The organism is Tateyamaria sp. LSS28, assembly GCF_059611725.1.
Genome location: NZ_JCAPFI010000004.1, coordinates 48854 through 61965, shown reverse-complemented (window position 1 = coordinate 61965; position 13112 = coordinate 48854). Strand labels below are relative to the sequence as shown.

At 59.2% G+C, this 13112-nt stretch carries 17 protein-coding genes; 2 read left to right on the top strand and 15 right to left on the bottom strand.

The features are described from left to right. Positions 1-8: 8 nt before the first annotated feature. From AC53L6_RS12775 to AC53L6_RS12715, 13 genes are all read right to left on the bottom strand, one after another. Positions 9-338 (bottom strand): hypothetical protein, encoded by a 330-nt coding sequence (locus AC53L6_RS12775; RefSeq protein ID WP_299201353.1) that lies wholly within the window; start codon positions 336-338, stop codon positions 9-11. After that, entirely contained in the window at positions 335-1159 is an 825-nt protein-coding gene (locus tag AC53L6_RS12770) for a hypothetical protein (RefSeq protein WP_496908123.1), read from the bottom strand. The genes AC53L6_RS12775 and AC53L6_RS12770 overlap by 4 nt, the downstream gene beginning before the upstream one ends. A 141-nt stretch (positions 1160-1300) precedes the next feature. Next, a complete protein-coding gene (locus AC53L6_RS12765; protein WP_496908122.1) occupies positions 1301-2044 on the bottom strand; it encodes a hypothetical protein in 744 nt (247 codons plus the stop codon). A gap of 70 nt (positions 2045-2114) precedes the next feature. Beyond that, positions 2115-2936 carry a polysaccharide pyruvyl transferase family protein gene (locus AC53L6_RS12760; protein WP_496908121.1) on the bottom strand — a complete coding sequence of 274 codons (822 nt, stop codon included), beginning with the start codon at positions 2934-2936 and terminating at the stop codon, positions 2115-2117. Between the two features lie 80 nt (positions 2937-3016). Beyond that, entirely contained in the window at positions 3017-4822 is a 1806-nt protein-coding gene (sdhA, locus tag AC53L6_RS12755; protein ID WP_496908120.1) for a succinate dehydrogenase flavoprotein subunit, read from the bottom strand. Positions 4823-4871: 49 nt separating this feature from the next. After that, complete coding sequence (sdhD, locus tag AC53L6_RS12750) at positions 4872-5243, bottom strand: succinate dehydrogenase, hydrophobic membrane anchor protein (protein ID WP_299201343.1); 372 nt, start codon at positions 5241-5243, stop codon at positions 4872-4874. 13 nt (positions 5244-5256) lie between these two features. Continuing rightward, entirely contained in the window at positions 5257-5640 is a 384-nt protein-coding gene (gene sdhC / locus AC53L6_RS12745; protein WP_299546544.1) for a succinate dehydrogenase, cytochrome b556 subunit, read from the bottom strand. Between the two features lie 151 nt (positions 5641-5791). After that, positions 5792-6451, bottom strand: a complete 660-nt coding sequence (locus AC53L6_RS12740; protein ID WP_496908119.1) for a DUF1194 domain-containing protein — start codon at positions 6449-6451, stop codon at positions 5792-5794. 50 nt (positions 6452-6501) lie between these two features. Beyond that, complete coding sequence (locus AC53L6_RS12735; protein ID WP_496908118.1) at positions 6502-7212, bottom strand: DUF4344 domain-containing metallopeptidase; 711 nt, start codon at positions 7210-7212, stop codon at positions 6502-6504. Between the two features lie 72 nt (positions 7213-7284). Then, positions 7285-8316, bottom strand: a complete 1032-nt coding sequence (locus AC53L6_RS12730; protein ID WP_496908117.1) for a MaoC family dehydratase — start codon at positions 8314-8316, stop codon at positions 7285-7287. Beyond that, complete coding sequence (locus AC53L6_RS12725) at positions 8316-8519, bottom strand: DUF1737 domain-containing protein (protein WP_299546552.1); 204 nt, start codon at positions 8517-8519, stop codon at positions 8316-8318. The genes AC53L6_RS12730 and AC53L6_RS12725 overlap by 1 nt, the downstream gene beginning before the upstream one ends. 4 nt (positions 8520-8523) lie before the next feature. Beyond that, the gene (locus tag AC53L6_RS12720; RefSeq protein ID WP_299546554.1) at positions 8524-9078 is read right to left on the bottom strand and encodes an NnrU family protein; all 555 of its coding nucleotides are present in this window, start codon (positions 9076-9078) and stop codon (positions 8524-8526) included. A 3-nt stretch (positions 9079-9081) separates the two neighbouring features. After that, entirely contained in the window at positions 9082-9936 is an 855-nt protein-coding gene (locus AC53L6_RS12715) for an HpcH/HpaI aldolase/citrate lyase family protein (RefSeq protein ID WP_496908116.1), read from the bottom strand. 362 nt (positions 9937-10298) lie between these two features. Here AC53L6_RS12715 and AC53L6_RS12710 point away from each other — a divergent pair, with 362 nt between their 5' ends. Continuing rightward, complete coding sequence (locus AC53L6_RS12710) at positions 10299-10607, top strand: hypothetical protein (RefSeq protein ID WP_496908511.1); 309 nt, start codon at positions 10299-10301, stop codon at positions 10605-10607. A 143-nt stretch (positions 10608-10750) separates the two neighbouring features. On the opposite strand, the gene AC53L6_RS12705 is transcribed toward AC53L6_RS12710, so the two are convergent. Together AC53L6_RS12705 and AC53L6_RS12700 are read right to left on the bottom strand one after the other, a co-directional pair. Then, the gene (locus AC53L6_RS12705) at positions 10751-11185 is read right to left on the bottom strand and encodes a GNAT family N-acetyltransferase (RefSeq protein WP_496908115.1); all 435 of its coding nucleotides are present in this window, start codon (positions 11183-11185) and stop codon (positions 10751-10753) included. Then, positions 11182-11934: a sulfite exporter TauE/SafE family protein gene (locus AC53L6_RS12700; RefSeq protein WP_299743948.1), complete on the bottom strand. Its 753-nt coding sequence runs from the start codon at positions 11932-11934 to the stop codon at positions 11182-11184. Before AC53L6_RS12700 ends, AC53L6_RS12705 begins: the two co-directional genes overlap by 4 nt. Positions 11935-12103: 169 nt before the next feature. On the opposite strand from AC53L6_RS12700, the gene mdh reads away from it, so the two are divergent. Then, positions 12104-13066 carry a malate dehydrogenase gene (gene mdh / locus AC53L6_RS12695; protein ID WP_299201309.1) on the top strand — a complete coding sequence of 321 codons (963 nt, stop codon included), beginning with the start codon at positions 12104-12106 and terminating at the stop codon, positions 13064-13066. The last annotated feature ends 46 nt before the right edge of the window (positions 13067-13112 follow it).

The following is a 13112-nucleotide window of genomic DNA, read 5'->3' as shown; positions in this document are numbered from 1 at the left end:
TTCTCCTTTCACGCGGTCAGGACAGAGAGACCTGCCCCGACGATGCACTGTTGTGTCTGTTGCCGCTCAAGCACGGAGCGTACCAGAGCAGCAGTTGTTTCTGAGACGCCGATCACGGCGTCCTTGGCAAATTCACCGATCTCACGCGCTGACGCGTTGTCGATGATGCAGTCGGTAAAGGGCGTGACCGCCTGTTTCGGCACAGCTGGGAAGCGCGTGACTATGGTTTCCGAAACAGCGGCCTTGGCGCTGCGGCGCGCGACGTTGTCCACCGCTTGGGTGGTTTCTTCGCAAGCGGTAAGCGTCAGGAGAGCAACAAGGGCGGCGGCGCGGATCATGTCAGGGTTACCTCGGCTTTGGCGGTGCGCAGCAGGCCGGACAGGCGCAGCGCGTCTTCGGGGAACATTTCGGCCAGCCGGGCGATGAAATGGGGATCGCGGGCGGCGGTCCACAGGATCAGCTGGTACTCAAAATCATCTGCCATCTGGTTGGCACGTTGATCCGTCTTGAGCGTTTCGGGGGTCGCCGATTTGCCTTGGAAAGACGAGCCGCCGCCGTAGCTTTGGACCTGTCCCTTGCTGAGGTCGCGCCCGGGCAAGTCAAGCCGCGCCGCCATGTCGGCACGGTAGCTGTCGTCCGCATTCCACTGATCATAGAGCAACGCCACAGTGTCATCGTCCTGCACCCGATCCAGCATCTTACCGTAGGTGGCAACGGCGTTCATCATGATCCGCATCCGTGCGACCGGTCCGTAACCCATATTGCCTTGGATCTTGCGCAAGAGAGAGGCGGCCCAATGAAGGAAACTGCGGTAGATGATCACGCATGTTTCAGGCGCAGCATAGAGCGGTTTGCGCTGACGCGGCGGGATGCGGTCCTCGTAGGATATGAGCGCAGTGGGAGCATCACCTGCCGCTGCAATCTTGGCTTCCCGGCCTGGCATGTCCAGCTGCACCCCGTCGCGATAGACGGTGATGGCGCGCGTTGTTTCCAGCGGGTCGCAGCCAAATTTGCAGTTGTTCAAAAACAGCCCGCCACCGCTGGTGTTCCGCATGATCCAGTCAATGATCGCATGATTGCCCGAACGACGCATGCCATAGACGCGCAGCACCCGTCCGGGGACGAGCGCGGCGCCAGCATGTGTTGCAATATCAGCCATGCGTATCATCCTCGCCTCTGGAAAGGAGTCGCGATGAAGCGCGGGCCCGGTCCGTTAGTACCATATCCGGCAGGAAGATTTGTCCATGGCTGCGCGGCGCGTCAATACCGCAAACCAATTGGAGTTTTGGCTGAAGCGACTTCATCCGACGTTTGCCTCAAGATGCTTGTTTAACTCTTTTTCTGACCCATGCTGGAAGTAGTAATGTGGAGCATCGAACGGAACGGGGCGCGTTCGCCCGGTTCCCATCGGCAACATATCGAAGAAAAATCGTTTTGCGACCTTGATGGAAAAATTGCGTATTTTCCTGCGCTTCATAAGACCCAGGTTTTCCAACCAAACAAACGGGCGCCATGACGCAAAGACAAATTTCAGCTCCGGCGAAAGATCACTGTCACGCGCCTGGAGATCCCCAAGATTCTTGAGAAACCCAGGTATTCGATCACGGTGGATGAGGAAAAAGGACTGCTGCACGGGCTGCGGCGTGCCTTCACCATCGCCAAACATCAAACCGGTTTTCATTTTGCCGATGCAATATTCAACAATCCTATCACCCTTGATCAGGCAGTCCTGCTCAACATAAACGAAGTATTCGGCTTCAACTGTCAGGGCATATTGTGCCGAGATCATAACGGATCTTAGCCAACCGCTCCACTGTCCGACATGGTCCGTGGCGTGACGGGCATTGAACGGAAGCTCTATCCACGCCACCTGTTCGCGCAGGTCGCTGTCCGGTTTGACCGGAGACGCTGAATCGACCACTACCACCGCAAAGGGCTGCGCAAACCGATTTATGTTGGCCAGCCAAATCGCAAAGAACCCAACCGCGCGCTGCTGCTCGGACCCGACTTTGCGCCGTTTGGCGTTCACGTCGGCATCCGCCACTTCGCTGCACCACCAACCGCTGCCGATGACATAGCGTGGACCATCAGGGCATGCGTCTATTGTGACATTGTCAGGACGCGGCATGTGTTTCCGCCTCCTGATACAATGTGGGCGGCACGTCTTGATGGAAGTGAACCTTGGCATAAAATGGCTCAAGGGACGCTTCGTACATGGACCGGATTTTCTGGTTGTTGCCCGGATAGAGATGCACCTCGCGCCCCAGCAACGCGCCCGCAATACCGACATGCAGCCGGTTTGTATGGATCACACTGCATGCACCGATACGATCCAGAAACGGCTCTATATCCGTTTTATGGGTACCTTCGGCGCTGATGTCTTCATTATTGGCGGGCAACGCTACGCTGCTGCGCTCGGCGTCATCACGAAAGAAAACACCGACCTCCTGCGTCACGTCTCGCGGCGCAGGTTGGAGGTAGAATGCCATATCATGGCAGAAGCGGGCGTCCGGGATGGCCTCCATGCTTTCCAGCGCGTCGCGCCGCCAGAACACGGTACGGTTGAAATCCATATCTGGTTTAAAGGGGTAAGAAGAGGGCATCACCACGACATGCGCAAACTGGCGCGCCGCGAAGGCGAGTTCTTTTGGCCTGTTATATTCCTTGCGATAGGCTCCGGAACCGGTGATTATTGCCTTGCGCGGGATGAGAATACGCTTCAACGCATTCTTCCACGCTTTTTTGTTTTGTAGGCTCTGCACCGGCACCTGCTCGACCACTAGCCCGGCATCCGCCAGAAATTGCTTTTGACCGGCATGAATCAGCGCGTCGCCCCAGTTACCAGAGTTTACGATTTCGACAAGCGGCTGCCCGTTCGCAAAAGCGCGGAGGGCATCCGCGAGATCTTCAAAACAACTGTGACCGCGCAACGTCATTCAAGCACCCCAATACATACGACGCAGTAGATAGCCATCATCTTCCAAGCGGTTCGGCATTGATGTGTTGACCAGACCGATCAATAGACACGCGCCTTGGGCGCGATTTTCTTGAGATCAATGCCGCCGTCGTTGTGGCTGGTCAGCGGTTGCAGATGCACGCCGCGATAACCCAGTGAGGCCGCGTTGCCCTTGAACCAGACAAGGGAGTGCTTGCGCCAGTTTTCATCGTCGCGATCAGGATAATCCTCGTGCGCGTGGGCGCCGCGGCTTTCCTTGCGTGCTGCTGCTGCGGTGATGGTTGCCACGGCGTTCGGCATGAGGTTTGTCAGCTCCAGCGTCTCCATCAGGTCGGAGTTCCAGACCAGTGACGTGTCGGTGACCTGCAGGTCGCTGATCTTCTCGGCCACGCCTTTCATCTTCTCTTCGCCCTCAGCCAACGTTTTGTCCGTGCGGAAGACGGCCGCGTCAGCCTGCATTGTGCGTTGCATTTCCAGCCGCAGCTTAGCCGTAGGCACATGGCCTTTGGCATAGCGCAGACCGTCAAAGCGGCTGAACGCAGCCTCGATGGACCGTTTGCTGGGCGTGGGCACCGGCGCATCAGCGTCCACCACATCCTTGGCGCGGATCGCAGCAGCACGGCCAAAGACCACGAGGTCGATCAAAGAGTTCGACCCCAGACGGTTCGCGCCGTGCACCGAGGCACAGCCCGCTTCACCCACGGCCATCAGGCCGGGCGAGACGTTGTCGGGATTGTCCTTCGTGGGCGCAAGAACCTCGCCCCAATAGTTCGTGGGGATGCCGCCCATGTTGTAGTGCACAGTGGGCAGAACCGGGATCGGTTCCTTGGTCAGGTCGACGCCCGCAAAGATGCGCGCGCTTTCCGAGATACCGGGCAGGCGTTCGGCCAGCGTTTCGGGTGGCAGGTGGTTGAGGTGCAGGTGGATGTGATCGCCATCAGCGCCAACACCACGGCCTTCGCGGATTTCCATGGTCATGCAGCGGCTGACCACATCGCGCGATGCGAGGTCTTTGTAGGTCGGTGCGTATCGTTCCATGAACCGCTCGCCCTCGGAGTTGGTAAGGTAACCGCCCTCACCCCGCGCGCCTTCAGTGATCAGGCAACCCGAGCCGTAGATGCCAGTCGGGTGGAATTGCACGAATTCCATATCCTGGAGTGGAAGCCCCGCCCGTGCGGTCATGCCGCCACCGTCGCCGGTGCAGGTGTGGGCCGATGTGGCCGAGAAATAGGCGCGGCCATAGCCGCCTGTCGCCAGCACGACCATCTTGGCCGAGAACAGGTGCATGGTGCCGTCATCCAACTTCCAGCACAGCACGCCCTGACACACGCCGTCTTCGGACATGATCAAGTCGATGGCAAAGTATTCGATGTAAAACTCGGCGTTGTTCTTGAGCGACTGACCATAAAGCGTGTGTAGGATCGCGTGGCCGGTCCGGTCCGCGGCGGCACAGGTGCGCTGCACGGGGGGGCCTTCGCCAAACTCGGTGGTGTGACCGCCGAACGGGCGCTGGTAGATCTTGCCCTCTTCCGTACGGGAAAACGGCACGCCGTAATGCTCCAGTTCATAGACCGCCTTGGGTGCTTCGCGGGCGAGGTATTCCATCGCGTCCGTGTCACCCAGCCAGTCCGAGCCTTTGACCGTGTCATACATGTGCCACTGCCAGTTGTCGGGGCCCATGTTGGACAGGGACGCCGCGATGCCACCCTGTGCTGCAACGGTGTGTGAACGCGTCGGGAACACTTTTGTCACGCAAGCGGTGCGCAAGCCTTGCTCGGCCATGCCCAGTGTCGCGCGCAGTCCAGCGCCACCGGCACCAACGACCACGACGTCATATTCATGCGTCTCGTAATCATATGCAGCCATTTCGGCCTCCTCGTTTCACAGCGGCGCTGGCGAAGCGCGCTTGGTTATTTCAAAGCGCGATGCGCGCGATCGCAAACAGGCCTGCCGCGATCATAGTGTAGGCAAATGCGGTGGTTGCGATTAACGTCAACTTACCAGCTGTCCCATGAACGTAATCCTCGATCGCCGCATGTGCTTCACGCATCAGGTGCAGCACGATCACGATCAGGGATAGCCCCATCAGAATGGCCGGGATGGGACGGCTGAAGAAGGCCACAACTTCGGCATGACTGCCGCCAAGGGCCGACGCGAATAGGATGACAAGGATTGGCACGAGCGGCACAAGCAGGATCGAACTGACCATCATCTGCCAATGATGGTGTGTACCTTCACGTCCGGACCCCAGGCCCATGGCGCGTTTGCGGTCTGTCAAAAAGCGCATATCGAACCCCCTCCTAAACTGCGATCACAACAAAAATGGTCAGCAACGTGGCCAGAATGAACATGCCCTTGGCCATGTCTTCGGACACGGGGACCTGGATAAAATGGCCGAAGTCCCACAACACGTGACGCAGCCGACCCAGCATGTGATAAAAGATGCCCCACACTGCTGCGATCAGGATCAGATTGCCGAGCACGCTGCGCAGCAGACCATCAACCACGGCAAATGCAGCCTCGGATGATGCAGCGGCCAAGAGCCAAGCAACCACAAGCACAGAGGCGATCAGGCAGCCTATCCCTGTGATGCGCACCATAATGGACGACATCGATGTCCACTGTGGGCGGTAGATTTGCAGGTGCGGCGAAAGCGGGCGATTGCCCCGGTTGACGTCTGCCATTGTGCATCCTTTGTGATCGGTTGCTTCTTGATACCTCTTTTTACGGACATGTCACGCGCGACGCCTTCACAATTGGCGCGGTTTTTTGGCGCATTTGCAGGATTCTGCGCAAACGTGATCACGGTTGAAATGCGTGTGATCACAAGTTTGGTCACTGTGCAGAATAAGTCACCTGTTTTGTCGTCTCGCGTTGCAGCTTGCGTTTGATCTGCTCGGGGTAGTCCTCGAATCCCTGGGCTGTGACCACAAAAGCGCCAGGCCCGGTGATCACGTTTTCAAAGAAATACGCCGTCAGATCCGTATCGTCGGTCTCAATCGCGATGGCATTCACCGTGATGTTGTCCTGCGTCAGCGCCTTTCTTAGCGTCGCTGGTTCCACCCCTTCGTTCGAGACCCCATCGCCCGACACATCGATCACTTTGCGCTGACAGTGAGCCACGGGGGCAAAGGACACACGTGACACAGCCAACGCTTCACCAATGGCCGTCGAGTAGTTTCGCCAGACGCGCGCGTCGCCTTCGATCCGGTCGGCGAGGGCGAGCACGTCCTGGTAGGTCTGGATTTCCGTCCACGGCACGGTCTGGCGCTGGCGAGACGCGCCCGTCCATTGCACCAGGCTGATCTGCGCGCGCTGTGCGATGATAGCATCGGCCACGATCCCGTTCCGCAACGCATGGGCCACACCATCCATCTGGATACGATATTCATCGGCATCAACCGAGCCTGACACATCCACAGCCAAAAGAAGCGCCAACTCGCACGCGCGCGCTGGCGACGCCAATGTCAGACAGATGGAAGCCAAGCGCCACATGACAGAAGCCTAGCGCGTCCTGTCACACAGTGCACTTCACAAACGTACGGTCACTCAAGCGCGTCATAAAGCGTGCGCAGATGGTCTTCGAACTCTGTGCACATGATGATTTCGGTGGTGCCAAGGTCATAAAACGCGTTGGCCTCGCCACATTCCTCGACCCGGACTGTCAGAGTCATGGGCAAGTCGAAATCATCGTTCAATGCGGCAACCTCAGCCTGCATCACGTCCGTGGTCAGCAGGGCGTGCCCGCCGGGATCGAACTGGATCGTATTGCCCTGCCCTGCGATTTCGTCAAAGGCCGGGCCCCAACTGTCGAGCGCCAGTGCGAATTCATGAGGGCAGGTTTCTGCGCGCTCTGGCGGCAACCCAAGGTCAATCGCAAAATCCTCGCGCGCTTCGGGATTGGCACCGTAGAACAGGCACACCGTGTTGTAAAAGCGTTGCTCATCCGGCCCATGCGTGTCCCAATAGGCGATTCCGGCGGCCGCGGCGGCCTCTCCCAGGAAACCAAAGGCTGCATCGTAGGCCAACGCCTGTGCTGCCTCTTCCTCATAGAAGCCGTCGATCAACAGGATCGAGGCGACATCCGCCGCATCCTCTTCCTGACCAAAAACCGGCAGGGCCAGAATGTCGATCAGCGCGTGCCCTAGTTCGTGGTAAAACACCCCCAGAAGATTGGCCTCGACGAAGGCCTCGCGCTCTTCATCTGCAAGCGCCACGCCCGGTAGCAACAGAAACGGCAACACGTATCGCAGCATGATGTCTCTCCTTCACGCCCTGCGGGATGGCGGGTGGGGCGTCGTCGTCAGACGCGCGTCACCCCGGCATCCTTACATGGGCATCAGGGCCCAGTAATCGAGATCAAGCAAGACCTCGGGCAGATACTTGCCGTTTTCGCCGCGCAACTGGAACGGGGCGCCGCCCTTGGTTGCAACCAACCGCAGACGGATCGCCCCCACACCGGGGGCTGATGTTTCCGCCTTGTCCAGCACTTCGGACCACGCGCGCACCGTATCGCCCGCCAAACAAGGATTGGCATGTGCGCCGCCGTTCAGCCCCACCATCATTTGTGCGTTGGCCAGCCCGTTGAACGACAGTGCCCGCGCCATGGAAATCACATACCCGCCATAGATCAGCCGCGTTCCGTCGGGCCGCGCAGAGGTGTCGAAATGCACCTTGGCCGTGTTCTGCCACAGGCGGGTGGCCATCATGTGTTCAGCTTCTTCGATCGTCACACCGTCCACATGGTCGATCCGTTCCCCGATCTCGTAGTCACCCCAGCGGTGCGGTTCCCCCGCCAGACCGAAATTGTAGTTTTCGAAGGTCAAACCGTCGGGCACGGCAAGTGTTTCCGCTGGAACGGCCTTGTTCAACTCCGGCACGACAGTCTCAGGCGCGGGCGCATCCAGATCACCCTTCCGCACCATCACCCAGCGCACATATTCCAGCACCGCCTCATCCCGTTGGTTCCGCCCGGTGGTACGTACATAGACGACACCGGATTTGCCGTTCGAGTTCTGCTTGACCCCGATGACCTCGGATTGCGAGGTCAACGTATCACCCGGCCAGACCGGCTTCAGCCACCGGCCTTCGGCGTAGCCCAAGTTTGCGACGGCATTCAGCGACACGTCCGGGACGGTTTTGCCAAAGACCGTGTGAAAAGCGATCATATCATCCAGCGGTGACGCGGCCAGCCCGCACGCCTGTGCAAACGTGTCTGACGAGTACAGAGCGTGCCGCGCCGGATAAAGCGCATGGTACAGCGCCCGCTCGCCTGCCCCGACCGTCCTCGGAACCGCGTGCGTCAGCACATCGCCAACACTGTAATCTTCGAAAAACCGGCCCGCATTGGTCTTGGCCATCACTGCTCTCCTAGCTTGATGTCCGGGGTGTAGTCCCCCGGCACCTCTTTCACGACCGCTTGTCCGCAACGCATGATCCCCGCGGCGTGGTCCCAAGTCTGGGTCGGTGAGCCGTGCAGGTCCCATCCCGCGTTCAGCGCGGCAGTAACCTTGTGGCAAAAGGCGGACGTGTCCTCTTCGGACAAAAATCGATACAATTTCATGGATTTACCCCGGGAACGGCCAGACACCTAGCCAGTTGTGGACCCAACCGATTACGCCCAGCAAGACGACGGACCCGACAAGGAACATGGCGTCCTTTGCAAGCGTACCCTCTGGCCCACGTTGCCAGCCGGGTTCGGCTGCATTGATGATACGCGCGGTTGCAATGGCCCAAACCAGCAAGCCGCCAAAGAGCAGTATCGAGGCGACATCACCATTCACCAGCAAGTGCGCGATGGCCCACAGGCTGAACCCGGTCAACATGGGATGACGCATGCCTGACACCAGCTTGCCCCGTTTGGGTGCTGGGCTGAGCAGGTAGATTGCGATCAGCATGAGCAGGTTGTTGATGTGGATCATGAATTCTGGGGGCAGCCAGACATGGACAAAATCCACACCCCGGTAGCCGATAACCATCAGCACAATGGACCCGACAAGCACCAAGGCAATGATGCCTTTGCCCGGATCCCCAATAGATGCCCGACGTGCCGGGGCCACCCGCTTGAACAGATGCGCCGCCCACCACAAGGCGACACCTGCAATCAACACAATCCAATACATCGCTTATCCCTTTGCCATCTCCGCGATAGCCTCGGCCTTGGCCAACATTTCGCGCGCAGTCACGATGTGCAGATTCTCGACGATACGTCCATCGACAACCGCCACGCCCTGACCCGCGGCTTCCACCTCTTCAAAGGCTGCGATCTGGCGGCGGGCCAGATCGATCTCCGCCTCGGACGGGGAAAAAGCGGCATTCGTGATGTCGACTTGCGCCGGGTGGATCAGCGTCTTGCCATCAAAACCCATATCACGGCCCTGTTCGCATTCGAATTGCAAACCTTCATCGTCCTTGAACGTGTTGTAAACGCCGTCGACGATGGCACAGCCATGCGCCTTGGCCGCCAGCAAGCACAGGCTCAACCCGGATTGCAGCGGCAGTCGGTCGGACCGGAAGCGGGTCTGCAATTCCTTGGCCAGATCATTGGTGCCCATGACCATGCCTTGCAGTTTCGGATGCGCAGCGATGGCGGGCGCGTTGATCATGCCCAGAGGCGTTTCCATCATCGCCCAAAGAGGCGTGTCCCCGGTGATCTCGGCCAATGCATCCAGATCGGCGGGCGAGGACACCTTGGGCAACAGGATCGCGTCGGCCCCCATATCCTTGGCTGCCTGCGCATCATCTCGACCCCATGCTGTGTCAAAGCCGTTGATCCGCACGATTTTCAGCCGCGCACCGTACCCGCCTTGGGCCAGCGCATCGGCCAGCGTGGCCCGCGCGCTTTCCTTTTCTTCGAGCGATACGGCATCTTCGAGATCGAAGATGATCGCATCAACCGGCAGTCCGCGCGCCTTGTCCAACGCCCGTGGTTTCGAACCTGGGATGTAGAGAACAGAGCGGAGGGGACGGTCGAGGGCCATTGCGTGCGATCCTTGCGAGTCATAAAGTTGCGCGGAAAGGGCCACTTTTTGCCAGATAGTTCAAGCGCTATTTTTCTGCGCTGCAGAAATGGGGGCCCTACTTTCGTTGGGTTCAGCAGTCTTTCATCAAATTTTAACGACCTGCGCACGCTGCATTAACCACTATTCAAGGCTAGATCCGCACATTTGTCCCAATCCGACAGCGCGGGGAGGGCCGTTTCGGCAGGGCCGCCGAACACTTCACGGAATGCGCAAAGGGTCGGGTGTGAACCGGGGCTGCCCGGTCATCGCCGGGGTTCCGGCTGGGCCAGATGACCAGAGGTGACGCCTTCCTTTGTGAAAGGCTGAACGTGATGACACGGATGATGAATGTGATGATAGCGGGCGTTCTAGCGTTTGCGGCAATGGTGAATGCGGCACAGGCGCAGCAGGCCCGCAATTGCGGACCCCGCGATATCGTGGTGAGCCGTCTCGCCGAAGGTTATGGCGAGACACGCCAATCCATGGGCCTTGGGGCCAATAATTCAGTGATCGAGGTTTTTGCCTCGGACGAAAGCGGATCGTGGACGATCACAGTAACAACGCCCAACGGGATGACCTGCCTTGTTGCCAGCGGTCAGGCCTATGAAACGCTCGCCGAAGCCTTGCCTGCCAAGGGTAGCGACGCCTGAACCGGTGCTGCGGACGACAGGTCCGCCTTACAGTATCCTGACAGTCCTTTGTAAGGCGCACCTCGGTGCGCCTTTGCTTTGCCCGGGGCAGACCAAATGTCCGCATTACCCACTGTAAGGTGGATCTTGATCCGCCCAACAGATCACCGCTCAGGAACACGGCGGATGGTCATACCCCATTTCTCGTCCGTGCCGAACCCCAGCTTTTCATAAAAGCCTCGCGCTTCGGCTGTTCGCCCGGTCAGGAGCATTATCTTGTAGCAATCCGCCGCCCACGCTGCATCGATCGCCGCCTGCATGACCCGCCGCCCCTGACCAGTCCCACGATGCGTTTGATGCGTGACCACATTTTCGACCAATGCGTAGGGGCGACCACCCTGTGTCATGTTGGGCAAAACATGAAGCGTTGCCATCGCCACCAGATGATCCGACAGAAAGGCACCCCACACCCATGTACCGGGGTGGTCAATCAGCTCGGCAAATGCCGAGTCGGATGCGAGCGGCTGTTCTCCGACAAGATGCCGGTACAACAGCACGGCTTGGGCTGTATCACCCACCGTAAGGGTTCGCGTGGTCATGTCAGGCCGTCCCAAATCAGCTTCGCGCCTGTCATCACCAGCAACACATAAGTCAGCAAAAAGAACGTGCGTTCCGGTACGAGATGATGCGCGCGCACCCCAAGCCAGGCCCCCAGCAGCGCAAAGGGCGCCAAGGCGATGTTTGCGATCGCTGTTTGGGCCGTGAACATGCCCAGAAAGGCATACGGAATGAATTTGAAGATGTTTATCGCGGTGAAGATAAGCACGGTATTGGCTTGGTATGCCGTCTTTGAGGGACGCAGAGACAGAAGGTATACAGCGGCAGGCGGTCCGCCCGCGTGACTGACGAAGCTGGTGAAGCCCGCAACTGTGCCCGTCAGCGCACCGAACCAAGCGGGCAAGGCGCGCGATGCCGTTCTGATCCAGCCCCGGCTGCGTCCCACCTGCCAGACGACAAAGCCGACAGAGATCACGCCGATCAACACTCGGAACACGTCCGGTTCGGTACGCGAATACAACAGAGCGCCAAGCGCGACGCCTGGCAACCCGCCCGCAATCATCAACGCCGACACGCGCCAGTCCCACTTGCCCCAATACGGTTTGAGCGTCGCTGCATCGATCAGCATCAGCAGGGGCAACACGACCCCCAACGCCATGCCCGGTTCAATCACCAGCGCCAGAATCGAAGCGGACGCAAAGGATGCGCCAGACCCGAAACCGCCCTTGGAAACCCCCGCAAAGACCACCGCCGGTGCAGCGATTGCAAAAAACCACAGATCCAGGTTCACGCCCGCACGACCCTTTAAAAAACAGTGCTGTCCTGCACCCTTAGCGCGCGAATGTGATATGCACCAGCACGCCTGTTGCGATACGCTGCGGTGCGGCACCCTTGCGTGACGCCCCATCTCGCGCTAGGCACCGCGCCAGCAAAAACCCCTAGTGCGGAGATTTTCACCCATGGCCAGACCCAAGATTGCCCTGATCGGCGCCGGTCAAATCGGCGGGACACTTGCCCACCTCGCAGCTTTGAAAGAGCTGGGCGACGTTGTCCTGTTTGACATTGCCGAAGGCACCCCCGAGGGCAAAGCCCTCGACATCGCGGAGTCCGGCCCTTCGGAAGGGTTCGATGCGAAGCTGAAAGGCACGCAATCCTACGCCGATATCGCGGGCGCGGATGTCTGCATCGTCACCGCAGGCGTTCCCCGCAAGCCGGGTATGAGCCGCGATGACCTGCTGGGCATCAACCTCAAAGTCATGAAATCCGTGGGCGAAGGCATTGCCGCCAACGCACCCGACGCCTTTGTGATCTGCATCACCAACCCGCTTGATGCGATGGTTTGGGCCCTGCAGAAATTCTCGGGCCTGCCAGCCGAGAAGGTCTGTGGTATGGCCGGTGTTCTTGACAGCGCCCGTTTCCGCCACTTCCTGGCGGAAGAGTTCGACGTGTCGATGAAAGACGTCACCGCCTTTGTGCTGGGCGGTCATGGCGACACGATGGTCCCCTCGGTCCGCTATTCGACCGTTGCAGGCATTCCGCTGCCTGATCTGGTCAAGATGGGCTGGACCACACAAGAGAAACTGGACGCCATCGTGCAGCGCACCCGTGACGGCGGCGCCGAGATTGTCGGCCTTCTAAAAACCGGTTCTGCGTTTTATGCACCCGCCACAGCGGGCATCGAAATGGCCGAAGCCTACCTCAAGGATCAAAAACGCGTTCTGCCTTGTGCGGCCCATTGCGACGGTGATTTCGGCCTGAAAGGCATGTATGTTGGTGTGCCTACCGTGATCGGTGCGGGCGGGATCGAACGGATCGTCAACATCAAGCTCACCAAGGAAGAGCAAGAGATGTTCGACACCTCCGTGAAAGCCGTTCAGGGCTTGATGGAGGCCTGCAAGGGCATCGACGACAGCCTCGCGTAAATTTGCCGCGGCGATGAATTTAGGGGCCGGATGCCGTCGCATCCGG